The sequence below is a fragment of the Bacillus sp. GW823-FHT06B01 genome, assembly GCF_058952315.1.
This window is the reverse complement of record NZ_JBXAHR010000002.1, coordinates 743,124-765,773: the sequence shown is the minus strand read 5'-3', so window position 1 is coordinate 765,773 and position 22,650 is coordinate 743,124. Positions and strand designations below refer to the sequence as shown.

Below are 22,650 nucleotides of genomic sequence, written 5' to 3'. Positions count from 1 at the left end.
TAGTCGTTTATTGTTTATATTTCTATGATAAACTTGTATTTATAACCGTTAAACAGGGGTGAAGAAAATGTATCCTACCGAATACATCCAATTTTTAATTCATTTTCACGGAGATTATGATTATTTTGAATGCCACGAGATACTGGAAGAATATTGGAAAACAAAACCGAGAGAAAATCGTGATAATTATTTAGTCGGTCTTATTCAAATTGCAGTTTCTTTATACCATCAAAGACGCTCTAACTGGAATGGCGCAGAGAAAATGATGAAAAGCGCCATAAAGATTTTAGAAATAAACAGTGCACCTTTACTACGTTTAGGAATAAATCAGACACAACTTCTATGCTTACTCCAGGATAGATTGCAATCTATACAGAAAGAAGAGAGTTTTACACCGTTATTTTTACCATTATCGGATACAGCATTAGAAAAGCACTGCATGGAATTATGTCAGAAACAAAACCTTCCTTGGAAAGACGTGAATGCTACTTCTAATGAATATATAATACATAAGCACACATTACGTGATCGAACAGAGGTCATCGCTGAACGAAACGAACAATTACAAAAAAGAAAGCAGAGATAATAAACCACTTATCTCTGCTTTCACGAATGTATATTTTGTTCTAGCCCTTTACACTTTTTGCAAAAACTTGCTGTTTGCTCATTTCCGCAAATTGTAAACTCAAGAAATTTACTCTTTAACTCTTGAACCATCTTCGTCCCAATACCCATATGACGATGAGACGGGTTCACACTCAAATGCTGAATTTCCAACACTTGATTCTCTTTTTTTACAATCCCCATTATCCCAACAAAATCTTCGTTTTGTTTCCACAAATACAATTGCCAATCATCCTTTGCTTCATAATCTTTCATAGTCAATTGTAATGTTTTCACATCTTTTTCAGTTGGCATAAATGAAAGAAGCCCCATTGCAATCTTTTCATAACTTTTTTTAAAACGAATTAACATAACCCTTATCCCTTCTTACAAAAGTTACAAACTATTAATCCCCTCAACCACTCTTTTCATATCACATTCATTTTACAATATTTTCAACAGAGTGAGAAGGGCCTAAAACAACTTGATAATCATACAAAGCGAAAAGAAGAAAGTCAAATATATGTTTCAGTACTATTTTTTCTAAGTAGATTAACAAAGAAACGCTGTTATATGAAAGTAAAAAGAAACATCCATCGCTCATTACCACTTCAATATTCATCACCTGGGAGCAAATGAATTCTAGCAAAATTAATGTAATAAAAATATTTATTGAAACATGAAATCTAATGTATTCTATGTAATTTGTTAAAATTTTGTTCTTATAAGCGCCATATTTTCGCTACAATAACAGTACTACTTGTATCATGTACTGCAAACGAAATACCCATTCCTATTAAAAAACAAAAAGAGAGCCATAGCTCTCTTTTCCCATTAACTTATTCTTCCCAAACTTTAACTTCTTTCATTACATCGCCTTGACGCATGTTTAATACTGTTTCAATACCGCTTGTTGCTTTACCGAATACAGTATGTACACCATCTAAATGCGGTTGTGGCTCATGAACAACAAAGAATTGGCTACCGCCTGTATTACGGCCAGCATGAGCCATAGAAAGTGAACCTACAAGGTGTCTATGAGGATTTCCATCAGTTTCACATGGGATAGAGTAACCTGGGCCACCTGCACCTGTTCCTGTTGGATCTCCACCTTGGCTTACGAATCCAGGAATAACGCGGTGGAATGTCACACCATCATAAAATCCTTGCTCTGCTAGTTTTTTAAAGTTTTCTACTGTTTTTGGTGCCTCTTCTGGGAAAAATTCTAACTCGATTTTTTCACCATTTTCCATTAATATGTATCCTAAAGTTTTCATACGTATATGTCTCCTTTCAACTATCTCAGCACTATATTACCACATTCATGACTAGAAACAAAAAGAATCCGACAATCTAGATACTTCTTTTTCGAAATGTGGAAAAAGCTAGGTGACAAATAAGAAATATATACTATAATAACTGTGTTGCCCGAAAATTTTAGAAAGAGAAAGGGAGCGATTTTTCGTGAAAACGAAATTACTAGCTCTGCTATTGGCTGTAACGGTATTTATGATGCCAACAGCTTCGTTTGCAGACATCATCGAAGGAGAATCAATTGTTACACTAGGAGAAAACTTGTCTGAACAACAAAAACAAGATCTGTTAAAAGAAATGAAAGCACCAAAAGATGCTACAATCATTACTGTGTCTAATGCGGAAGAACATAAATTTCTAGAAGGGATTGTTCCAAAAGCCCAAATTGGTACGAGAGCAATTTCCTCTTCTATGATTACATACACAAAGCCAGGTTCTGGTCTCATTGTACGTTCAAAAAACATTAATTCGATAACAGATGCAATGTACACAAACGCACTTATTACAGCAGGTGTGAAAGATGCAGAAATTCAAATTACTGCACCATTTAAAGTTTCAGGAACTGCTGCTTTAACCGGTTTAATGAAAGCCTATGAAACAACATCGAACAAAGCAATTCCTGAGGAAGTAAAAAAAGTAGCCAATGAAGAAATGGTGCAAACAGCCCAGCTCGGCGATAAAATTGGTGAAGAAAAAGCAGTTCAACTTGTTGCAAAAATTAAAGAAGAAATTGCCAAAGAACAGCCAAAAACGACTGAAGATTTACGTTCATTAATTAAAAAAATTGCGGATCAACTTGGTATTACATTAACGGATGAACAGTTAGATAACTTAGTTGCGCTATTTGATAAAATGAAAAATCTTAATATCGATTGGAATCAAGTTGGCAGTCAGTTAAATAAAGCAAAAGAACATGTTTCTGCCTTTTTAGGATCTGAAGAAGGGCAAGGTTTCCTAGATAAAGTTAAAGATTTCTTCTCAAGTATCATTGATTTTGTTAAATCGTTATTCAAGTAAAAAGAAGCTCGTCAGTGACGAGTTTCTTTTTTTATACAAGTAATGGCAATTTCATAACAGCTTCTTCGACCGAACGAACAATATAATTTGCCTTATTCTTCACATATGGATGAGCATGATGTAGAGTAAATGAATGCGGAGTTACTTCAAACATAGAAATATCATTGAAAGAATCTCCAATACATGCAACTTCATTTGCTTCAATTTGTAAATGTTCCATTAGTCGCCTTAAAGCACTCCCTTTACTTACTCCCCTTGGCATAATGTCAACATAGCGTTTACCAGACATAAAAACTTCCGCTTCGCTCTGAAATGTATCTCGTAACTCTTGATCTAATGCTGCAATTGTCTCTTCTTCCCCAAAAACAAACAATTTCGCAGGATGTACAGTCTTACCAAATTCCTCTTCTAATGCTTCTATCTCAGCAATATGCACGCCCATATACGTTTCAAAAGTATGATGATGTTCATTCTTTCTTTTTGTATACCGTTGCTCATTTGCACAAACAATATCTGCTAGTCCCTTTTTATGGATATATCGATATATTTCCTGGGCAATCCCATCTTCAAAACTTGATTCATGAAATATTTTTCCATCCGGCAGTAACATCGTTGCTCCATTTAAACTAGTTGTGTAATACGGGAATGCAAACCTATTTACGACTTCATCAATTCGATGAGTAAAGCGGCCAGAGGCAAAACAAATATTTGTCCCTTTTTCAGCTAACCAACAAAGTGCACGTTCATCTTCTTTTTGCATATGATTCACATTGTAAACGAGCGTATCATCTAAATCACTTACAAATAATTTAATCATGTCCTCTTCCCCTTCCATACACAATATCTACTCTAAGTGTACACAAAAAATGTTTGATTTTTGTTAAAAAACAATAAATTTTTGCTAAAAAAATAAACGGGTGTATAATCCCGTTTATTTTTGTCTTTTTACATTTTGAGGTCTTACAATACTTGGTCGTACTTTTAAACTAGACATCGTCGGGCGAAGTAGAATTTTTGTTAATGCACCCCAATCAAATGGTAAAAACGGCCATAAATAAGGCGTTTGTAAACTTTTTATAGACGTTAAAAATAAAATCAATATCGTCATACCAATTACAAATCCCATCTCATGGAAGAGACCTGTTAAAATAATAACAAACAATTTTCCAACTTTATTTCCTAATCCTAATTCATAACTCGGTGTTGCATATGCACCGATCATAGAAACTGCTACATACAAAATAACTTCTGGTACAAACAAACCTACATCGATTGCTATTTGACCAATTAATATAGCGGAAATTAACCCTGCAGCAGAAGATAACGGCGTTGGCGTATGAATGGCTGCCATCCTTAAAAACTCAAGTCCAATTTCGGCCATCAACACCTGTAATAGAATTGGTAAATGTGTCATCTTAGTCGGTCCAATGAAAGCAAGGTTTTCTGGTAAAAGAGTTGGATCAAATACAAACACTAACCAAAATGGTAGTAAAAATAAGGAGAATAAGACACCTAAAAAGCGTACCCAACGTAAAAATGTACCGACAGCTGGATTTTGTCTAAACTCTTCCGCATGCTGTAAATGGTGGAAATATGTTGTTGGAGTAATCATAGCACTCGGTGATGTATCAACTAGTACTAACACATGTCCTTCTAATAAATGATTCGCCGCTACATCCGGTCTTTCTGTATATCGAATAAGCGGGAATGGATTATAGCTTTGCTTTACAACAAATTCTTCCACTGTTTTATCCGCCATCGTAATTCCATCGACATCAATGTTATTTAATTCTTGCTTTATAATCTTTACTAAATCTGGATTTGCAACATCTTGAACATATGTAATACAAATATCAGTTTGAGATCTATCTCCTACTCGAATCATTTCATTTCGAAGACGTGGATCTCGAATTCTCCTACGAATTAACGCTGTATTTACAACGATATTTTCAACAAATCCATCCCTCGCACCGCGTACTACTTTTTCAGTATCAGGTTCTGTCGGTGTTCGTCCTGGATAGCTGCGAACATCTATTGCGAACGCTTCCGTTTCACCTTCCACAAATATAACGATAAGTCCTGATAATACTTGGAGCATTACCTCATCCATCGTTTTCACTTTGCTTACTTGTTGATGGATTAAACGATTCTCTAAAAGCTTCACTGTATCTTCTTCTACATCCCTTATCTCATTTGTATCCACCGCTTCTTCTAAAATAGGGATAATATAATTTGTATCACAAAGCCCGTTTACAAATAACACACCAATTTCTTTATTTAAAATTTGAAATTTACGGATGCCAACGTCGTATGTAACACCCAGTCCAGCTGTTTGCTTTAAGTAATTTTCATTATCACTTATGAAAGATGAAATAGGGATATCCACTTTTTTAGGCTTCGTCATAAAAACCACTCCTTTCCAAAATTAATTGAATCGCTTTTCTAGTAATAGGTGATCCTCTCTCCCATTCATCGTTTCCACACATCTTACCGATATCACCAACTCCCACAATGACAGGAACATTCAGATCATCTAAACAATAAATTGTATCTCCGCTAATTCTGCCAATTTCACCATCTGGAAGTCCAAATTTATCAACACCGTATTCGGTTAAATTCCCGTTTCGATCTACACTGACATCTACACGTGCCCATTCCCAATGATGTGTATTAGACGCTACTGCCAAAATCCCCAGTACATCAATTTGTTTATGTGTGGCTACATATTTTAAAGCCTTTTCACCAGATCCTTCTCCAATAAATCCACTGTCATCAAACATGACAAATACAGGGTCATATGGCGTTTGCATAATAAGCTCAACAACTTTCTTCCCTGTCAATTTGGTTGGATTACTTTGTGATGCTGAAATACACCTTCCCCCAAATTCCTTCGTTAAAAGCTCAATTGTTCGCTTTGCATATTCATCTCCATCTGTGACCAAAACAACCCTTCGTCTCATTTAATTTATCCTTTCGGTTTACATATAAGTGCTACAAAAAATGAAAATAATATCGCTGCAGAAATGCCTGCAGATGTTAAACTAAACATACCCATACCAATCCCAATATATCCGTGTTTTTCTGCCGCATGCATTGCCCCATGTAATAGTGAATGTCCAAAACTTGTAATAGGAACTGTCGCACCAGCACCAGCAAACTTTATAAGCTTATCGTACAATCCGAATCCATCTAAAACTGCTCCTATAACTACAAAGGTAGCCATTAAATGGGCTGGTGTTAACTTTGCGAAATCTAACAATACCTGTCCAATTACACAAATGGCGCCTCCTACAAGAAATGCATATATAAAATCCACAATTCACTCTCCCTTCACTCTCTCAAATACGACACCATGTGCAATTGTTGGAATGGTTTCTTTCTGCTGCATCATCGTCGGACTTAATAACGCGCCAGTAGCAACGACAAAAATTCGTTGTAAGTTCCCTTTTTGCATCTCACTTAATAAATGACCATATGTGACAACAGCTGAACAAGCACAACCACTACCACCGGCAAATACTTCTTCTTGACCGGGATCATAAATCATTAATCCGCAATCATTATATATATGCCCAAGATCATAACCTTCTTCCAGTAACAGTTGTTTTGCTATTGGTGTCCCAATAGCTGATAAATCACCGGTAACAATCAAATCATAATCTGCTGCACTTCTCTTCAAATCTTCAAAGTGTTGTTGAATTGTATGAGCAGCAGCAGGTGCCATCGCCGACCCCATATCTAAAGGATTCGCAATCCCTAAATCTTGCACTTTTCCAATCGTAGCTGCCGTAATTTTAATAGCACTTTTTTCTTTACTAATTAATATGGATCCCGCACCTGTAACAGTGGAATTTGCTGTTCCTGGTTTTTGTCCCCCATACTCTGTTGGATAACGGAACTGTCTTTCAGCCGTTGCATTATGACTACTTACCGTCGCTAAAACACGATTTGCGAATCCACCATCTATAAAGGCTGCTCCAACAGCTAAAGTCTCCATCGAGGTTGCACAAGCGCTAAACATCCCTAAAAAGGGAATCCCCCACTTACGCGCAACATAATTTGCTGTCACTGTTTGATTTAATAAATCACCCGCTAAAAAGAAATCAATTTGTGATGTTTTTACATTTCCTTTTTGCAAGACTTGTTGAATTGAATCTGACATTAATCTTCGTTCAGCAAGTTCCCAGTTTTCCTCTCCGCAATGTAAATCATCATATGAAATATCAAAATCCTTCCCAAGAGGGCCCTCAGCTTCTTTTGGACCGACAGCAGTACCGGTTGCATTCACATAAATATCATTTTGAAATACCCACGTTTGTTTTCCGGTCAACCTCATACTAGCCCCTCCTTTAAGACATAAAAATGTTAAAAGTATATCTTATTAATCCAATAACGTATGCACCAACGACCCCAAAAACGATAACACTTCCCGCTAGCTTAAACATATTTGTAGCAACCCCAAGCACAATTCCTTCACTCTTATGTTCTAGCGCAGCGCTCGCCATAGAATTTGCAAATCCCGTAACAGGTACGGCCGATCCCGCTCCAGCAAATTGACCGATTTTATCATATACACCACAACCTGTTAAAATCGCCGATAATAATACAAGCGTTGCAACTGTCGGATTTCCTGCCTCTTGTTCACTGAAATGAAAATAATGTATATAAAATTTCATCAATACTTCTCCGACAGTACAAATGAATCCACCTACAAGAAATGCCTTGACACAATTTAGGAAATAGTTTGGTTTTGGATGGTACTCCTTCACTTTATTTATGTAATCATCCTTTAGTTTTCGCCCTGTCATTTATATACTGCCTCCTACTTTACGAAATAAATCCAGTGAAACAATGAGCCTATTACTTTGCCAAGTACAAGAGCAACGAGTAAAACAACGATTTTCCCTTCTATCCCTACTCGTTTCGCTAAAATAGGTAAAACATTTAACACTTCTGTTAATGCGGCTGCAAGCATTCCAATGAATGTGCCACAAAATATTCCTAATATAACAAGCCAATATTGCGACGTTTGAAATGTAATGTTTTTCAAACTACACCAAGCTCCTGTTAACGTACCTGCAATAACTGCCCACTCAAAATATTGAATGTGCTTTCCACTTCTCGTTAATTGAGCTAGACGGGGGATTATACCAAGTACAGCTAAAAATGCGACATATCCGCTACCCACTGCAATTCCTCCCGCTAAACCAATTAAAATAACAAGCCCAGACTCAATCATCGGCAAGTTGTTTCATATTGTCCTTGTTTTCATGAACAATTACATATTGGTCAAGTGACTGCTGATATTGGAACATCTCCACTTCTAACGGACTCGGCTCTTCATTAATTCGCTTTTGAAATACATGATTAAAAAATAAGACCATACCTAACCCAAGACCTACTGAATAAGGAATTTGAAATAGCAGTGGCTGCGCCTTAAATTCTCCCGTAATCATGTAATATAACCGCTGGTGCACTTGTTGCATGCTTACATCTTCATGGAAATAAATGATCGCAAGAGCAGCTCCAATAAAAAGTAACAACCATACAAGTCCGAAGAAAACCGGATGTACTTTCTTTTTTTCATATATAATTTCAACAAGAGTTTGTCCAGAACCGAGTAAATTAATTTGTATATGAGCCGCTTTTCGCCTAATAATCTCAATAATTTTCATAACATCAATTACAACATGCGTCTTATCATGCGCTGTTATTTTGTAAACTACCTCATCCTGTAACGACTCAACTACCACAGTATCTCCGGCAAGTTGAGCGACATCACGTAGTTTCACTTCATACGTAGGAGAAACTTTTAATCGATTACGCATTTTAATATAAATTGTTTGTTCCAATTTCTATTCACCTCTTCACTCTTCCTCGTAGTTGTAGTATGGTTATTGATTTTTTTTCTAATACAATTTTTTCATAAAAAAACATCTGTACCGTTTCGGTACAGATGTTTTTTAGTTTATGCCTTTTTCTTAAATAAATTTGCAATACTTAATGCGAGTCCTCCCCAAATGACTACCATACCAATCACCATCATCATAATCGCTGATCCGCTCATTATGAAACACCCCGATCTTTCCATTCTTTTTCAAGCTTAGCAGAATCTGAATGTATTTGTGCATTCCATTTCTTTATACTAATGATTAATGCAACGATAAGGAAAGCTGCTGCAATTGACCAACCATATGTTACGACAAACTCCGTTGGATAATCTCCGTAGTTCTTTTTAATATTTTGGATTGTGCCATCAATTAACATGTACCCTAACATAAGCGGGGTAATAACGAGTAAACTTACTCTCCAAAACGTCCCTAACTTAATATCAGATACGAAGTTTGCATGATTTTGGTAAACTGGTAAACGGCGTAGAATGAGCCCTATCGTAACCACTTCCGCTAATGCAATTGAAATTAATCCGAAGTTATTAGCGAAATAATCAACAACATCTAGGAACATAAGCCCGCCACGTGTTGCAAAAACAAGAGAAACTAGTACGAGAAGCGTCCCCATAATTCCAATTGTTTTTTGGCGACTTAAGCTGAATTTTTCAGATACGGCAGCAAAACATACTTCCGCAAGTGAAATGAGGGATGTAATTCCAGCAACCGTTAATGATAAGAAAAATAATACGCCAAATAACGGTGACATCGGTAACTCATTAATGATTTGCGGGAATACTACGAACGCAAGTCCTACACCAGCACTTGCTACTTTATCAACTGGTACTCCCATATTATTTGCCATAAATCCAAGAGCTGCAAAAACCCCAATCCCAGCTAACAATTCAAATCCTGAGTTTGCAAAGCCAGTAATAAAGGCATTATTTGTTGTATCTGAGTTTTTCGGTAAATAACTAGAATACGTAATCATAATTCCAAATGCTAAAGATAAGCTAAAGAAAATTTGACCATAAGCAGCAAGCCATACTTTCCCATCAAAAATACGACTCCAATCTGGTTTGAAGAATGCATCCAACCCTTGCATTGCACCTTCCATCGTCACTGCACGAACTACGATAATAAGGAACATAACAACTAATAAAGGGATGAAAATACGATTAACAACTTCAATTCCTTTTTTAACTCCTTTAAATGCTACACCGAGCACGATAATCCAAACGAGAGCTAATGGAATTAATACTTCCGGTACGAGCCCTCCAAACTGTCCAGGCTTATCTGCAACATGCAAATACTCTTTAAATAAAAATGATTGCGTGTCTTTCCCCCATGCTCCAGTAATTGCAAAGTACGTATAGGAAATAGACCAAGCAATAATTACTGCATAATATGTTGAAACGATAAACGTTACACACATTTGCCACCATCCGATAAATTCAGCACGCGGACTAATACGGAAGAATGTAAGTGGCGCTGAACCACGATGACGATGCCCAAGAGCAAATTCAAACGCCAATAATGAAATACCAGTCGTTAATAATGCGAATAAGTACGGTAAAAAGAATGCGCCTCCCCCATTTTCATACGCTGTATAAGGAAAACGCCATATGTTTCCTAATCCAACGGCAGAGCCGACCGCTGCGAAAATGAATCCGGCCCTCGTTCCCCATTGTTGCCTCGTTTCCATACTTCCTTCCCCCTTTGTGACAAGTTCATACTTGGATTATATTTTAAATTTACTAAATTATCAATAAATTCTGTTAATTTTTACGAAAGTTTACAATCCCTACTAAATTAAAGTCATAAAAAAATCGAATAGATAGCTACTCATCTATTCGATCTTTCATCTGTTTTAATATTTTCTTTTCAAGTCTTGAAACTTGTACTTGCGAAATACCTATGCGCTCCGCTACTTCTGATTGGGTTTGGTCTTTATAGTAGCGTAAATATACAATTAAACGTTCTCGATCATCTAATTCTCTAATTGCTTCTTTTAAAGCAATTTTATCAAACCATTTCGTTTCAGATTGATCAGCAATTTGATCTAAAATAGTGATTGGATCTCCATCGTTTTCATACACCGTTTCATGTATGGATGAAGGAGCACGACTCGCTTCTTGCGCCAGAACCACTTCTTCTGGCGTTAGTTCTAACGCTTCGGCTACTTCGTTAATCGTTGGTGCCCTTCCGAATTCTTTCGAAAGCTCGTCTCTCATCTTTCGAATTTTATTTCCTGTTTCTTTTAAAGATCTACTTACTTTCACTGATCCATCATCACGTAAAAATCGTTGTATTTCTCCAATAATCATTGGAACTGCATATGTTGAAAATTTCACGTCGAAAGATAAATCAAATTTATCTACCGATTTTAAGAGCCCAATACATCCAATTTGAAATAAATCGTCTGGTTCGTATCCTCGATTAAGAAAACGCTGCACAACCGACCATACGAGACGCATATTACTTTGAACGATTGTATCTCTCGCTTGTTGATCTCCATCTTGACTTTGTTGAATTAACGCTTTTAGCTCGTGGTCCTTTAACTGAGGTTTCTTCTTCTCATTTTTGACCTCTATGTCCATAGGCTATTCTCCTTAATTGCATAGAGCGTTACTATTTGATAAGTATTTTGTCAAATGGATTGTTGTCCCGAAAGATTCGTTTGAAATAACTTCTACTTCATCCATAAAATTTTCCATGATAGTAAATCCCATTCCGGAACGCTCTAATTCAGGTTTAGTTGTAAAAAGGGGTTGTCTTGCTTCATCTAAATCAAAGATGCCAATCCCTTCATCTCGAATCGTGAGTTTCACCATTGCTTCTTCCAAAATTACAGAAATATAAACAACACCTTCTGCATTTCCATCGTATCCATGAATAATTGCATTCGTAACTGCTTCTGACACAACTGTTTTAATCTCCGTAAGTTCTTCCATCGTTGGATCTAGTTGCGCAATGAAAGCAGCTACTGTAACGCGAGCGAATGATTCATTTTGACTTAATGCTGAAAATTGAAGGTTCATTTCATTTCTCATTTATGCCACCCCCAACGTCGCGAGCGCATGCGCTTCACTTTCTTCTAAGCGAACAATTTTAAATAAGCCCGACATTTCAAATAAACGCTTAACAGGCGGTGAAATTGCACAAACAACCATTTCTCCACCTAATCCCTTTACATGCTTATATCGGCCTAATATAACACCTAAACCAGAACTATCCATAAACGATAAGTTCTCTAGGCTCAAAACAATATGATGAACACCATGTGTCTCAATCATATCTGTTACTTTCGTTCGCAACTCTTCAGCAGTATGATGATCTAATTCACCCGCTAGTCTCACACATAGGACGTCACGCTTTACTTCTAATTGCATGGAAAGACTCACACGATTTCCTCCTTATGCTCAAACTTTACTCATTTACATACATAAAGATTTTCGTGATACAACATAAGAATCCTTCCTGCTGACAAAAGAAGAACTATTTCGCCATAAAGTGAAAACATTCGGCAATTATTTACTTTCATACGAATAGAAAAGCGGCAAAATGTTTGCCGCTATTTTGATGTTGAAAACATCCCAAAACTTCTTTTAAATAACTCCCACCAGCTCGCTGCAGCAACATCTTCTTTTGCTACAATTGTTTGTTTTAATAAAACATCTTTATCTTTTTTAATAACAAGTGTACCAAGCGCGTCACCTTTTTTAATCGGCGCTTTCACTTTCTTTTCAGCAATTACTTCTTGCTTTACTTTGTCCATATTTTCGCCCTTCTTCATAAGAAGAGACACATTGTCTGACGCAACTAAATCTACTTTTTCTTTTTTCCCTTTTCCTACTTGTACAGTCTTAATTTTTTCGCCACGTGTATACAATTTCTTTGTCATATATTGTCCAAATGCATAGTCAAGAAGCTTTGTTACTTGATTATTCCGTTCTTTCGATGTAGGTGCTCCCATAACAACTGAAATAACACGCATGCCATTTTTTTCAGCCGATGCTGTTAAACAATATTTTGCTTCTGTCGTAAAGCCCGTTTTCACACCATCTACTCCAGGATAAAAACGTACTAACTTATTCGTATTCACGAGCCAAAACTTCTTATCCGTATCTTCTCGTAAATAGTCTTCGTATTTACCTGTATATTTGCGAATAAGTGGGTACTTCATCAATTCTTTTGCCATTATAGCCATATCATTTGCTGTGGAATAATGGTCTTTAGCCGGAAGACCTGTTGGATTTTGAAAATGAGTATTTTTCAGTCCTAAATCTTTCGCTTTTTTGTTCATCATATTTACAAAACCTTCTTCTGAACCCGCGATATGCTCCGCTACTGCAACAGACGCATCATTTCCAGATGCAATAGCAATACCTTTTAGCATTTCATTTACAGTCATCTCTTCTCCAGGCTCTAAAAAGATTTGTGATCCACCCATTGAAGCTGCATGCTCACTTGCTCTAACTTTATCGGTCAGTTTTAGTTTTCCTTTTTCAACTTGTTCCATAATTAATAGCATTGTCATAATCTTCGTCATACTAGCAGGTGGTAACTTCTCATTTGGATTTTTATCAAACAAAACTTTACCTGTATCTTGTTCAATTACAATTGCTGATGACGCTTGTTCCGCTAACTTCGGCGTTGTTTCTTCTGTTTTTTCCTGCTTCGTCTTCTCAGATTGTGCGAAACTAACTGAAGTACCAGAAAGCAATAACATGAAACAAACAAGTATTCCAAAAACTCGCTTCATGACTAACCCTCCATTCTATATCAAACCTATTTTTTCCAATTTATTATTTTTTAATACCATATTTTTCTAATATTTTCAGTTGACAAATATATTCATCACCTATATTGTATTAAGTGTATTACATATAGTAGTACACTTAATACAAGTCAGAAAGGAGACATTGCTCTTGCATATTCAACTTGATCCAAGAAGCAACACTCCGATATGGGAACAAATCGTTCAAAATATAAAAGAACTCGTATTGAAGAACATGTTAGCTCCAAGTGACAAACTACCTTCTGTACGCGAACTCGCTTCTTTACTCGTTATAAATCCAAATACAGTGAGTAAAGCGTACCAAGAGTTAGAACGACAAGGGATTATTGAAACATTACGAGGAAAAGGAACATTTGTATCTCAATCGATTACCCCAACATTAGACGAAAGGAAAATCGCTATGGTTGAAAAGCAATTTCATCAATTACTATTAGAAGCCTCTTATCTTGGTGTTACGAAAGATAAAATTCATGATTGGATAGATTCATACTATAAAGAGATTGGAGGAAATGCGGATGCTGAAAGTGACAAACTTGAAGAAAACAATTGATAATCAAACGATTTTAGATGATGTTTCTTTCACATTACAAAGAGGAAGTATCATCGGATTACTCGGAAGAAACGGTGCGGGGAAAACAACTTTATTACGAACGATGGTCGGCATTTTAGACCCTGATGCAGGGACTGTTACATATGAAGAGACAAACATTCATCAGTGTCCTGAAATAAAGCAAAAAATCGTATATGTTCCGGATTCTACTAACATATTGAACGGATATACGGTAAAAGAAATTGTAAAGTTTTATAAAGAAGTTTATACCGCATTTGATGAAGCATATTTCTATGAACTGTTAGAACGTTTTAACTTACCTAACAAACGAATTCGTAGCTATTCAAAAGGAATGAAAGCACTGCTTGCCATCATTTTAGCCGTTTCTACAAAAGCAGAATATATCATTTTGGATGAACCGACAAACGGACTTGATCCTATCGTGAAAAGGCAAATTTTACAGTTTCTCGTTGGAGAAGTTGCAGAAAAAGAGATTACCATTTTCATCTCAACTCACCATTTAGATGAAGTGGAACAAATTGCAGATACAATCATTATATTAAAAGGCCATACTATCTCGTCTATTACATCACTAGACGATGCCAAATCACGATTTGCAAAAATACAAGTAGCTTACGAACGTTCATTACCTCAAAAACTAGAAAACTTAAGCAATATTAAAATATTAAATCAAACAGGAAAAGTATATACAATCTTAATTGAGGGAAATGTGGCTACAACACTGGAGAAGTTTTATAAAGAACAACCTATACTCATTGAAGAATTAACAATGTCACTTGAAGATGTCTTCGTTACGACACTGGAGGAGGATGGGTATGTTTCATAAGGCGTTGTGGATGTGGAATTGGAAACGCGGGAAATATGCTGTGTTACTATTCTTCTTTAGTTCGCTTTACTTATTATCTTTCAGCTACTATAGAATTGCGCAGAAAGAACTTGATGCGTATTACGAATTACAAGAAAAAGGGAAGCAGTATTATTATTTTTATGCCTTTTCTTCGGGAGAAGGTAATAGTTTTTTGTTAACAGTTCTTATTATTGCTTTAGCCTGTTTATTGATAGGGTGGGAACGTAGCAACCAATCGAATACACTACTTATGACGATGCCGTTTAAAAGAAAAGATGTTTTCTTATCTAAATGGGCTTTTGGTTCATTTTGTATTTTGGGCTCGTTACTTATAAATTGGATCCTTATGTATGTTATTTATAGAACAACCATTCATTTTGATTATCAATCTTTTAGTCCATTTCATCGATACTTTCTTTATGCAATTGTTTCTTATGTTGCAGTATATACAGCTGCACTATGCATCGGTACTTTTACTGGAAGCATTGTTTCCCAGGTTGTTTTTTGTATTCCGTGGCTATTAATGGGACTTACATTTATTCCACTAGTATACACTTTTACGCTAAACCATTTAGAGGCTACCAATACTAAAAATAATAAATTAGATCAACAACTTTATGAAATCAATAAAAAAACAAATATAGTTGCACCAATATATAACTTCACGATTTATTACCATTATAATCCTGAATCACGTAAAAAAGAAAATGACTCAACTACTTTAAGAAATCCAGCATCTTATCACTATTATTCAGCTAAATCGATGTTAGTCCCTATTTTTTATACAATAGTTTACTTACTACTTGGAACATATTTATATAAACGATCGCCAAATGAAAACAGTCAAAAGATATTTATTTTCCAAAAGCATTTACGAATATGTATATGGGGGACAACCATTTACTTTGCATTACTAGGTGGCTATAAACTAAACCAATTTCATTTCTTACTTAACTACTATATCGCTTTGTTTTTCGCTGGAATTATTACTTATGTTGTATTATCACGCTTAACAAATTATAAAGTTTTTTAAAGGAGAGATCCTATGTTTCAAAAAGCACTGTGGCTAAGAACGTATCACCAAAGTAAATATGTTGTATGGTTATTTTGGCTTGCCAGTCTCTATACTTTGTCATATTACTACTATATGACTTCTATTCAACAGCAACAATTTCTAAATGACAACAAAAAGTGGAACTCTGTATATCATTACACCTTTAATTTAACACTTCTAGATTCTGTCATGCTGTTAGGTATTGTGCTTATCGTTCTAGCTTGTACGTTAATTGGATGGGAAAGACAAGATAACTCTAGCGACTTGCTATGGTCTATGCCCTTTAAACGTTCACACCTCTATATAACAAAGTGGTTGTTTGGAATCTGCAACATCACCGCTGTTGTCGTTTTAAACTGGGGGCTATTTGCTATTATGAAAAAGTTAACTTTTCATAATAAATATCAAGTATTCTCCCCCTTTCATAGTTATTTTATATACATGTTAATTGTATTAATTGCTATTTATACACTTGCCTTATGTATAGGAACAATCGCAGGGAATGTTATATCGCAAGGAGTTCTCACTGCCGCTCTATTCATGTTCCCATTATTACTTCCAACACTTATTTCAGGCGTCATTGCTGTTCACTCAAACACTGAATTTCATGAGAACAGTGGCCTTATATATAATGTGATGGAAAACATACGTATTTCTAGTGCAGCAGAAGATTTCAATATTCACTTTAATTATGATCCACAAAATGCTTATACCGATCGAAACGGAGTACGTCATAACGAACCAAACTTTACAAAGATTCCACCGGTAAAAACATTGATTGGACCTATCGTACATATCATTGTTTTATTACCACTCGGTATATATTTATATGCTTGTTCAGCCAATGAGCGAAACGGTAACTACTTATTATATCCAAAACTACAAAAAGTAGTATCGGCTTGTGCTATTTTCTTTGGTGGGATCGTTGGAGGCTTAATACTAAGTCGCGCGCAGTCATTGGGCAGCTTTTACATCGGATTTTTAGTTACTAGTTTAATTATGTATTTCTTCCTGCCAAAAATATTAAAATGGAAGTTTACTTGGAATATTAACTAAATTCAACATAATCACATGTTGGGCATTGGAGGAATAACATGTTTTATAAGGCTTTATGGTTACATCATTACAAGCAAAGTAAGTACATTCTTTTACTCTTTGCTTGTAGTAGTTTTTGGTTTTTACCTATTAGCTATTTTAATGATTTACAGATTCAACTAACAAGTCTTTCAGCAAACCAAGATAACTATTTCAGCTATAGTTTAAATGGGGATACTCTTATCATCCCCTTCATTCCAACTTTCATATTACTCGCTTGTTCATTAATAAGTTGGGAAAAACGAAATCAAACAGATCATCTGTTATTCGCAATGCCATTCACGAGAAAAGAACTTTTTCTTTCTAAATGGGTGTTCGGGACAATTGTAATTATATTCATAATGAGCCTTAATATCATCTTAATGTATTTTATCCTAACAGTTAATCTGTTTAACCAATATCAATCCTTCTGGCCAATACTTACATTATTATGTTATGTTACCATTACATGGATTGCGATTTTTACAATAGCAATTTTTATAGGAACAATTGCTGGTAATGTCATTTCACATAGTATATTAAGCTTAGTTTTTATTATATTACCATCTGGACTAAGCATGTTGCTGTTTCATTTCACTTGGATTCACACAAATATATCTACAACTGAATTTTTCCTTAAGAAAGCGAATTACACATCATATGTAGAGAACATTGAAGTTTTTGCACCTACTAATAATACTTATATATCTTATACATTTAATCCAAAAGTAAAAGAAGTAAACATTAACAATCTAAAAGAATCCGTTACGGTGCAACACCAATTCCAGCCCATCCGGAAACTTATCACTCCGATTCTATATATTCTTTTTCTTTTACCATTAGGAGTATTTTTCTATAATCGGACAAAAAATGAAAATAACGGTAAACTATTATTATTCACTAAACTACAACGTCTATTTATACCGTGTGTCACGATATGTTTCGCACTATTAGGAGGCTGGTTAACAGGTGAAAAAAATGATCCAATATTAAGTTATTACGCTGGATTCATAATAATAGGAGTATTTAGCTATGTAGTACTTAACTATTTCATAAATAAAAAATTTTTACTTCGCACGAAATAACCTCCTTCAAAAGGAGGTTATTTCACATTCTCTCTTCTTTTCCCATACTCTTTTTCTTGCTTCATTCCAAACCCGTCACCATTTGCGACGATTTGATCTGTTGGAGCAACTATGCTTTCAGCAATTCTCCATTCTCCTCCTTGTTGAATAAACACTTGCATAAAATAATTCATGCCATTTAACTGATACGGATTTTCTTTTTTCACTTCATAACGCGCTGCAACATAATACACTTGCACATTCTCAGATTCAAACTTAGAAATATATTGCGATAATCTCGGGATATACTGCGATGCTTTCTGAAGTGGAAGTTGTTTTACTTTTATAAGAGAAGACTTTGTTACATTACTTATCGTATCTTCATGCCGAATATTATCACTATGATGAAATAAAATAGCATTCTGCATAGAGCGAATCCATAGTTTTGAATATAAAACAGGTTGCTTATTTGAAATATGTTGTAATTCTTTCTGAACGACTTGAAGAGGCGTTGCAGCGTCCACGAATTGATGAAAGCAGAAAAAACTTCCAATCATAATGAAAAGCGTACAAATACGTTTCATAATTTTTCACTCCGATTCTTTTTAATTAAAGTATTGGAGTTTCAAAATGTTTTTATTCAAAAGAAAAAGGATAGGAAAGCTTTCGCTTCCTATCCTCATTTATTATAATACGCGGCCAAATAGCTCTAAAACCATTTCGATTTCTTGGTCGCTCCAACCTTTAAATTTCTCTTTATAATATTCTTTACGCACAGCTTCAAGTTTTTCAGTTACTTCTCTTCCGTGTTCTGTAATTTCTAGGTACACGATACGACGGTCTGAATTTGAACGCTTTCTTTCTACAAACCCTTTTCGTACGAGACGATCAGTAACAGCTGTAATATGACTAGAGGTTACGTTTACTTCACTCGCAATTTGCGAAGCCATCTGTGGACTGTTTAAAAATAACGCGCGTAATACAGAAAATTCATTGTATGGCATATGTTCTGCAAAACGTGTATTAATATCATTTTGTAATAAACGTATCATCTTTCGAAATGATCCGGATAACTCTAAAATCAGTGTTTCTCTTTTTTCGTTCACTAGCCTCGTCCCTTTTTTATCATATTTACACATATTATAATCTATAAATACCCTCGTTGTATATGCTTTCTTCCTTTAACATTCTCATTTATGTAACTTTTTCATACAAATTTCTTTTTTGTTCACACATATACATATAAATAAGGATGGTGATGGAAGATGCAAGGTGGAATGAATCCTTATTTACACAACATACGTACAGCTAATACTGGTAAAGAAGCTACCATTACGGTGCAAGGTGAAGGCGTTGTAAAAGCAAAACCAAATGTTGTTATATTAACACTTGGCATTCGAACTGATAGTAAAAATGTGAAACAAGCGCAAGAAGAAAATGCAGTGCAATCAAAACAATTGCTGGATGCACTTAAACAGCTTGGTATTTCTGATAAAAACATAGAAACGATTTCTTATACAATCACTCCCCAATACGAATATATAAATGATAAAGCATTACTACAAGGATATCGTGTGGAACATTTGTATGAAATTACCGTTTTAAATGTACAAAAAGCAGGGGAAGTATATGATATAGCCGTTTCAAATGGAGCAAACGTAGCAAAAGGATTACGTTTTCGAATATCTCACCCAAATAAATATTATGAGCAAGCTCTCATTCAAGCTCTGCAACAAGCGGTAGAAAAAGCTCGTGCTATTGCGAGTACATACAATTTAAACATTAATCCTGTTCCACTCTCATTCGTTGAAGAATCTGCTCAATTACCACGGGAAGTTGCGTCCTATGCTACTTTACATGCACAAGCAGCTCCTCCCATTCAATCGGGAGAATTAGAAATCATTTCTACAATAAGGGCGATTTTTACGTATTTATAAATAATTTCATTTATAAGTAAACGTTATCATTTTCCTTGTTGTAAAAACATGATGTTCTGATATAATAAAGGACGGTGAGCTCTTACAAAAGAGATATCACGGGTGGGAGAGGGATATGAAAAAGAAGGTTTAACATGAAAGGAATACTTGAAAGAACATTTAAATTAGGTTTACACGAAACATCACCAAAACAAGAGGTTTTAGCTGGGGTTACGTCATTTTTCACAATCGTATATATTATGATTGTAAATGCATCCATTTTATCCGATGCTGGCATTCCTCTTGAAGCTGGAATTTTAGCAACTGTTTTCAGTTCATTTGTCGGATGTCTGGTCATGGCATTTTGGGCAAATGCACCTGCTATTCTTGTCCCTGGTATGGGCGTAAATGCATTCTTCACGTACACTGCTGTGCATACGCTCGGATTAGCTTGGCAGGAAGCATTAGCAGCTGTCTTCATCTCTGGTATTATTTTTGCAATTGCTGCGTTTACACCAATCGCTCGCGTGCTTTCAGTATCGATTCCAAAGTCATTAAAGGAAGCTATTACTGTCGGCATCGGATTATTTTTAGCATTTATCGGATTGCAAAAAGGTGGTTTAGTCGTTTCGAATCCAAATACTGCTGTTGCAATGGGTAAATTAAGTAACCCTGTCGTTCTTGCGACACTACTTACTCTTATCGTTGCACTTGTACTATTTATTCGTAACGTACGTGGAAGCTTTTTATGGACGATTGCAATAGGAACTGGTATTGCATGGCTATTTGGTCTTGTTGATACAAGTCAAATCGGGAATAGTTCATTCTCATTCGCTAATTACGGCGATGTGTTTGGAGCTATGTCATTTGGCAAACTTTCTTCCTTACCGTTTTGGATTGCAACATTCTCCTTAAGCATGGTGCTTATTTTTGAGAACATGGGACTTCTGCACGGTTTATTAGAAGATGACCGTAAATTCCCACGTGCTTACCAAGCCAATGCAATTTCAGCAATGACATGTGGTCTATTTGGCACAAGCCCTACCGTATCAACAGTAGAGAGTGCTGCAGGTATTACTGCAGGCGGAAAGACAGGTCTGACGTCTATCGTTACAGGGTTGCTATTCTTCGCATCACTGTTTGCACTTCCGTTTGTGAAACTAATTCCTGATAGTGCCATTGCACCAATCTTAATTATTATTGGCGGCCTGATGATTACAAGCATTCAACAAATTCCTCTGAACGATTTTTCAGAAGGATTTCCAGCGTTCTTAATTATCGTCATGATCCCGCTCACATATAGTATCGCTGATGGCATTGCGTTCGGATTTATTGCTTATCCTATCTTAAAAATTGCTCTTGGAAAGCGTAAAGAAGTCGCACCGTCTATGTATATCGTTACATGCTTATTCTTAGCCATGTTTGTATTACATGCTATTGGTTAAGTAAAAACACCGAGGAATTTTCCTCGGTGTTTTTTTACTTAAACCACCCTTTTTTATAAAACCAAGCCATCATCCCACCGCCAATTAGCGCCATTAGAAGTAGACAAATAAAATAACTATATTGTCCACCAAGCTCTGGCATATGCGTAAAGTTCATTCCGTATACTCCCGCAATAAATGTTAATGGCATGAAAATAGTCGAGAATACAGTTAATGTTTTCATAATGTTATTCATATGATGTGAGTTTAATGAAAAATAGCTATCCCGAATATCTGCCGTTAACTCGCGGCTTGCCTCAATCATTTCTGTTAGTTTAAGCAAATGGTCATGTATATCTTTAAAGTAAATCTCATGATCACTTATACCGTAAAAACGAGTCGAATTTAAAATACGATACAATAAATCACGCATCGGAATGATTGTGCGCCTTAGCTTCGATAAATCTGCACGTATATCAAATACTTCTTCTAATACACTTCCTGCTGTCTCACCCGTTAAATTATCATCAATTGCATTTAAATGATCCTCAATGTAATATACAGGCGCAAAATAGTCATCTACAATTTGGTCGATAATTGTATGCGCTACGTGTAAAGGACTATTTTTAATACGCTTCTTTTCTCCAAGTGTTTTCCATACTCTTTCGATTGCATTGTTATGAGAAAAGTGGAAAGAAACAATAAAACGATCACTAATAAATAAATCGATCTCGTGCGGTTCTAATCCATCCTCACCAAATGCATGAAGAACTAAAAAGTTATATCCATCATAAAAATCAACTTTTGGCCTCTGTACATATTCTATACAGTCTTCAATTGCAAGGGGATGGAACTTAAAATGATCTTGCAAAATGTATGTATACTCTTCTTTCGTTGGCTTATATAAATCTAGCCAATACCATACAATATGGTCTTTCGTTGTTTCTTCTAGCGAAACATCATATAATACTTCATCTGTTTTTGTTATTGCACAAATTCTAATCATAATTTCACCCATTATTATTATAAACAAAAAATAGCAAAAAAAGCCAAGGAGAAATACTCCTTGGCCCTTTT

At 35.6% G+C, this 22,650-nt stretch carries 29 protein-coding genes; 9 read left to right on the top strand and 20 right to left on the bottom strand.

The window, feature by feature from the left end; genetic code table 11:
• Positions 1 to 67: 67 nt before the first annotated feature.
• Complete coding sequence (locus AC1Q8N_RS11115; protein WP_000283580.1) at positions 68 to 586, top strand: DUF309 domain-containing protein; 519 nt, start codon at positions 68 to 70, stop codon at positions 584 to 586.
• Between the two features lie 20 nt (positions 587 to 606).
• Here AC1Q8N_RS11115 and ribT read toward each other — a convergent pair whose 3' ends face one another.
• The 3 genes from ribT to AC1Q8N_RS11100 all read right to left on the bottom strand — a co-directional run bounded on the left by ribT (position 607) and on the right by AC1Q8N_RS11100 (position 1,880).
• Positions 607 to 975, bottom strand: a complete 369-nt coding sequence (gene ribT, locus AC1Q8N_RS11110) for a GNAT family N-acetyltransferase RibT (protein ID WP_000908397.1) — start codon at positions 973 to 975, stop codon at positions 607 to 609.
• Between the two features lie 67 nt (positions 976 to 1,042).
• Complete coding sequence (locus AC1Q8N_RS11105; protein ID WP_098076564.1) at positions 1,043 to 1,225, bottom strand: hypothetical protein; 183 nt, start codon at positions 1,223 to 1,225, stop codon at positions 1,043 to 1,045.
• Between the two features lie 217 nt (positions 1,226 to 1,442).
• Positions 1,443 to 1,880, bottom strand: coding sequence for a peptidylprolyl isomerase (locus AC1Q8N_RS11100; protein ID WP_000853789.1), 438 nt, complete (start codon positions 1,878 to 1,880; stop codon positions 1,443 to 1,445).
• A gap of 187 nt (positions 1,881 to 2,067) precedes the next feature.
• Between AC1Q8N_RS11100 and AC1Q8N_RS11095 the strand changes: the two genes are divergently transcribed.
• Entirely contained in the window at positions 2,068 to 2,934 is an 867-nt protein-coding gene (locus AC1Q8N_RS11095) for a DUF1002 domain-containing protein (RefSeq protein WP_000850509.1), read from the top strand.
• Positions 2,935 to 2,965: 31 nt separating this feature from the next.
• Here the strand turns inward: AC1Q8N_RS11095 and AC1Q8N_RS11090 are convergent, their stop codons facing one another.
• The 14 genes from AC1Q8N_RS11090 to dacF form a co-directional block, all read right to left on the bottom strand.
• Positions 2,966 to 3,769 carry a Cof-type HAD-IIB family hydrolase gene (locus tag AC1Q8N_RS11090; RefSeq protein ID WP_048546236.1) on the bottom strand — a complete coding sequence of 268 codons (804 nt, stop codon included), beginning with the start codon at positions 3,767 to 3,769 and terminating at the stop codon, positions 2,966 to 2,968.
• Positions 3,770 to 3,865: 96 nt separating this feature from the next.
• On the bottom strand, positions 3,866 to 5,338 hold the full coding sequence (gene spoVAF / locus AC1Q8N_RS11085) for a spore germination protein SpoVAF (RefSeq protein WP_048546238.1): 1,473 nt from the start codon (positions 5,336 to 5,338) through the stop codon (positions 3,866 to 3,868).
• Complete coding sequence (gene spoVAEA / locus AC1Q8N_RS11080) at positions 5,325 to 5,894, bottom strand: stage V sporulation protein SpoVABEA (protein ID WP_001254416.1); 570 nt, start codon at positions 5,892 to 5,894, stop codon at positions 5,325 to 5,327. The genes spoVAF and spoVAEA overlap by 14 nt, the downstream gene beginning before the upstream one ends.
• 5 nt (positions 5,895 to 5,899) lie before the next feature.
• A complete protein-coding gene (gene spoVAE, locus AC1Q8N_RS11075; protein WP_000345909.1) occupies positions 5,900 to 6,250 on the bottom strand; it encodes a stage V sporulation protein AE in 351 nt (116 codons plus the stop codon).
• A gap of 3 nt (positions 6,251 to 6,253) precedes the next feature.
• Entirely contained in the window at positions 6,254 to 7,270 is a 1,017-nt protein-coding gene (gene spoVAD, locus AC1Q8N_RS11070) for a stage V sporulation protein AD (protein ID WP_404519441.1), read from the bottom strand.
• A 13-nt stretch (positions 7,271 to 7,283) separates the two neighbouring features.
• Positions 7,284 to 7,742 carry a stage V sporulation protein AC gene (spoVAC, locus tag AC1Q8N_RS11065; protein WP_000147730.1) on the bottom strand — a complete coding sequence of 153 codons (459 nt, stop codon included), beginning with the start codon at positions 7,740 to 7,742 and terminating at the stop codon, positions 7,284 to 7,286.
• A gap of 14 nt (positions 7,743 to 7,756) precedes the next feature.
• Complete coding sequence (gene spoVAB, locus AC1Q8N_RS11060) at positions 7,757 to 8,173, bottom strand: stage V sporulation protein SpoVAB (RefSeq protein WP_048546243.1); 417 nt, start codon at positions 8,171 to 8,173, stop codon at positions 7,757 to 7,759.
• Positions 8,166 to 8,786: a stage V sporulation protein SpoVAA gene (spoVAA, locus tag AC1Q8N_RS11055; RefSeq protein WP_048546245.1), complete on the bottom strand. Its 621-nt coding sequence runs from the start codon at positions 8,784 to 8,786 to the stop codon at positions 8,166 to 8,168. Before spoVAA ends, spoVAB begins: the two co-directional genes overlap by 8 nt.
• 116 nt (positions 8,787 to 8,902) lie before the next feature.
• Positions 8,903 to 9,001, bottom strand: a complete 99-nt coding sequence (locus tag AC1Q8N_RS11050) for a methionine/alanine import family NSS transporter small subunit (protein ID WP_000016829.1) — start codon at positions 8,999 to 9,001, stop codon at positions 8,903 to 8,905.
• Complete coding sequence (locus AC1Q8N_RS11045; protein WP_000450092.1) at positions 9,001 to 10,527, bottom strand: sodium-dependent transporter; 1,527 nt, start codon at positions 10,525 to 10,527, stop codon at positions 9,001 to 9,003. The genes AC1Q8N_RS11050 and AC1Q8N_RS11045 overlap by 1 nt, the downstream gene beginning before the upstream one ends.
• A 136-nt stretch (positions 10,528 to 10,663) precedes the next feature.
• The gene (sigF, locus tag AC1Q8N_RS11040) at positions 10,664 to 11,422 is read right to left on the bottom strand and encodes an RNA polymerase sporulation sigma factor SigF (RefSeq protein ID WP_000350733.1); all 759 of its coding nucleotides are present in this window, start codon (positions 11,420 to 11,422) and stop codon (positions 10,664 to 10,666) included.
• A gap of 12 nt (positions 11,423 to 11,434) precedes the next feature.
• On the bottom strand, positions 11,435 to 11,875 hold the full coding sequence (spoIIAB, locus tag AC1Q8N_RS11035) for an anti-sigma F factor (RefSeq protein WP_048546248.1): 441 nt from the start codon (positions 11,873 to 11,875) through the stop codon (positions 11,435 to 11,437).
• The gene (gene spoIIAA / locus AC1Q8N_RS11030) at positions 11,876 to 12,226 is read right to left on the bottom strand and encodes an anti-sigma F factor antagonist (RefSeq protein WP_000059133.1); all 351 of its coding nucleotides are present in this window, start codon (positions 12,224 to 12,226) and stop codon (positions 11,876 to 11,878) included.
• A gap of 170 nt (positions 12,227 to 12,396) precedes the next feature.
• Positions 12,397 to 13,587: a serine-type D-Ala-D-Ala carboxypeptidase DacF gene (gene dacF, locus AC1Q8N_RS11025; protein ID WP_000831992.1), complete on the bottom strand. Its 1,191-nt coding sequence runs from the start codon at positions 13,585 to 13,587 to the stop codon at positions 12,397 to 12,399.
• A 166-nt stretch (positions 13,588 to 13,753) separates the two neighbouring features.
• On the opposite strand from dacF, the gene AC1Q8N_RS11020 reads away from it, so the two are divergent.
• From AC1Q8N_RS11020 to AC1Q8N_RS11000, 5 genes are read left to right on the top strand one after another with little or no spacing between them, the layout of a single operon-like run.
• A complete protein-coding gene (locus AC1Q8N_RS11020) occupies positions 13,754 to 14,173 on the top strand; it encodes a GntR family transcriptional regulator (RefSeq protein ID WP_000548033.1) in 420 nt (139 codons plus the stop codon).
• Entirely contained in the window at positions 14,139 to 15,020 is an 882-nt protein-coding gene (locus AC1Q8N_RS11015) for an ABC transporter ATP-binding protein (RefSeq protein WP_048546251.1), read from the top strand. Before AC1Q8N_RS11020 ends, AC1Q8N_RS11015 begins: the two co-directional genes overlap by 35 nt.
• A complete protein-coding gene (locus AC1Q8N_RS11010) occupies positions 15,010 to 16,074 on the top strand; it encodes an ABC transporter permease (protein ID WP_048546256.1) in 1,065 nt (354 codons plus the stop codon). The genes AC1Q8N_RS11015 and AC1Q8N_RS11010 overlap by 11 nt, the downstream gene beginning before the upstream one ends.
• Positions 16,075 to 16,086: 12 nt before the next feature.
• On the top strand, positions 16,087 to 17,151 hold the full coding sequence (locus AC1Q8N_RS11005; protein ID WP_493521184.1) for an ABC transporter permease subunit: 1,065 nt from the start codon (positions 16,087 to 16,089) through the stop codon (positions 17,149 to 17,151).
• Positions 17,152 to 17,189: 38 nt separating this feature from the next.
• The gene (locus tag AC1Q8N_RS11000) at positions 17,190 to 18,254 is read left to right on the top strand and encodes an ABC-2 transporter permease (protein ID WP_404519438.1); all 1,065 of its coding nucleotides are present in this window, start codon (positions 17,190 to 17,192) and stop codon (positions 18,252 to 18,254) included.
• A 17-nt stretch (positions 18,255 to 18,271) separates the two neighbouring features.
• Here AC1Q8N_RS11000 and AC1Q8N_RS10995 read toward each other — a convergent pair whose 3' ends face one another.
• On the bottom strand, positions 18,272 to 18,817 hold the full coding sequence (locus AC1Q8N_RS10995; protein WP_098076574.1) for a hypothetical protein: 546 nt from the start codon (positions 18,815 to 18,817) through the stop codon (positions 18,272 to 18,274).
• A 102-nt stretch (positions 18,818 to 18,919) separates the two neighbouring features.
• Positions 18,920 to 19,339: a MarR family winged helix-turn-helix transcriptional regulator gene (locus tag AC1Q8N_RS10990; RefSeq protein ID WP_001003311.1), complete on the bottom strand. Its 420-nt coding sequence runs from the start codon at positions 19,337 to 19,339 to the stop codon at positions 18,920 to 18,922.
• 159 nt (positions 19,340 to 19,498) lie between these two features.
• On the opposite strand from AC1Q8N_RS10990, the gene AC1Q8N_RS10985 reads away from it, so the two are divergent.
• Both AC1Q8N_RS10985 and AC1Q8N_RS10980 read left to right on the top strand, forming a co-directional pair.
• A complete protein-coding gene (locus tag AC1Q8N_RS10985) occupies positions 19,499 to 20,170 on the top strand; it encodes an SIMPL domain-containing protein (protein ID WP_404519436.1) in 672 nt (223 codons plus the stop codon).
• 134 nt (positions 20,171 to 20,304) lie between these two features.
• Positions 20,305 to 21,594 (top strand): NCS2 family permease, encoded by a 1,290-nt coding sequence (locus AC1Q8N_RS10980; protein ID WP_404519434.1) that lies wholly within the window; start codon positions 20,305 to 20,307, stop codon positions 21,592 to 21,594.
• Between the two features lie 34 nt (positions 21,595 to 21,628).
• Here AC1Q8N_RS10980 and corA read toward each other — a convergent pair whose 3' ends face one another.
• Entirely contained in the window at positions 21,629 to 22,591 is a 963-nt protein-coding gene (gene corA / locus AC1Q8N_RS10975) for a magnesium/cobalt transporter CorA (protein ID WP_002008459.1), read from the bottom strand.
• Between the last annotated feature and the right edge of the window lie 59 nt (positions 22,592 to 22,650).

Coding starts and splice junctions, on each gene's coding strand:
- AC1Q8N_RS10985 (WP_404519436.1), top strand. CDS start 19,499: ATGCAAGGTGGAATGAATCCTTATTTACACAACATACGTACAGCTAAT.
- AC1Q8N_RS11090 (WP_048546236.1), bottom strand. CDS start 3,769: ATGGAAGGGGAAGAGGACATGATTAAATTATTTGTAAGTGATTTAGAT.
- AC1Q8N_RS10995 (WP_098076574.1), bottom strand. CDS start 18,817: ATGAAACGTATTTGTACGCTTTTCATTATGATTGGAAGTTTTTTCTGC.
- spoVAC (WP_000147730.1), bottom strand. CDS start 7,742: ATGACAGGGCGAAAACTAAAGGATGATTACATAAATAAAGTGAAGGAG.
- ribT (WP_000908397.1), bottom strand. CDS start 975: ATGTTAATTCGTTTTAAAAAAAGTTATGAAAAGATTGCAATGGGGCTT.
- AC1Q8N_RS11115 (WP_000283580.1), top strand. CDS start 68: ATGTATCCTACCGAATACATCCAATTTTTAATTCATTTTCACGGAGAT.
- spoVAF (WP_048546238.1), bottom strand. CDS start 5,338: ATGACGAAGCCTAAAAAAGTGGATATCCCTATTTCATCTTTCATAAGT.
- dacF (WP_000831992.1), bottom strand. CDS start 13,587: ATGAAGCGAGTTTTTGGAATACTTGTTTGTTTCATGTTATTGCTTTCT.
- spoVAB (WP_048546243.1), bottom strand. CDS start 8,173: ATGATTGAGTCTGGGCTTGTTATTTTAATTGGTTTAGCGGGAGGAATT.
- AC1Q8N_RS11005 (WP_493521184.1), top strand. CDS start 16,087: ATGTTTCAAAAAGCACTGTGGCTAAGAACGTATCACCAAAGTAAATAT.
- AC1Q8N_RS11050 (WP_000016829.1), bottom strand. CDS start 9,001: ATGAGCGGATCAGCGATTATGATGATGGTGATTGGTATGGTAGTCATT.
- AC1Q8N_RS11010 (WP_048546256.1), top strand. CDS start 15,010: ATGTTTCATAAGGCGTTGTGGATGTGGAATTGGAAACGCGGGAAATAT.
- spoVAEA (WP_001254416.1), bottom strand. CDS start 5,894: ATGAGACGAAGGGTTGTTTTGGTCACAGATGGAGATGAATATGCAAAG.
- AC1Q8N_RS11015 (WP_048546251.1), top strand. CDS start 14,139: ATGCTGAAAGTGACAAACTTGAAGAAAACAATTGATAATCAAACGATT.
- corA (WP_002008459.1), bottom strand. CDS start 22,591: ATGGGTGAAATTATGATTAGAATTTGTGCAATAACAAAAACAGATGAA.
- sigF (WP_000350733.1), bottom strand. CDS start 11,422: ATGGACATAGAGGTCAAAAATGAGAAGAAGAAACCTCAGTTAAAGGAC.
- AC1Q8N_RS11045 (WP_000450092.1), bottom strand. CDS start 10,527: ATGGAAACGAGGCAACAATGGGGAACGAGGGCCGGATTCATTTTCGCA.
- spoIIAB (WP_048546248.1), bottom strand. CDS start 11,875: ATGAGAAATGAAATGAACCTTCAATTTTCAGCATTAAGTCAAAATGAA.
- AC1Q8N_RS10980 (WP_404519434.1), top strand. CDS start 20,305: ATGAAAGGAATACTTGAAAGAACATTTAAATTAGGTTTACACGAAACA.
- AC1Q8N_RS11000 (WP_404519438.1), top strand. CDS start 17,190: ATGTTTTATAAGGCTTTATGGTTACATCATTACAAGCAAAGTAAGTAC.
- AC1Q8N_RS11105 (WP_098076564.1), bottom strand. CDS start 1,225: ATGAATATTGAAGTGGTAATGAGCGATGGATGTTTCTTTTTACTTTCA.
- AC1Q8N_RS11100 (WP_000853789.1), bottom strand. CDS start 1,880: ATGAAAACTTTAGGATACATATTAATGGAAAATGGTGAAAAAATCGAG.
- spoVAD (WP_404519441.1), bottom strand. CDS start 7,270: ATGAGGTTGACCGGAAAACAAACGTGGGTATTTCAAAATGATATTTAT.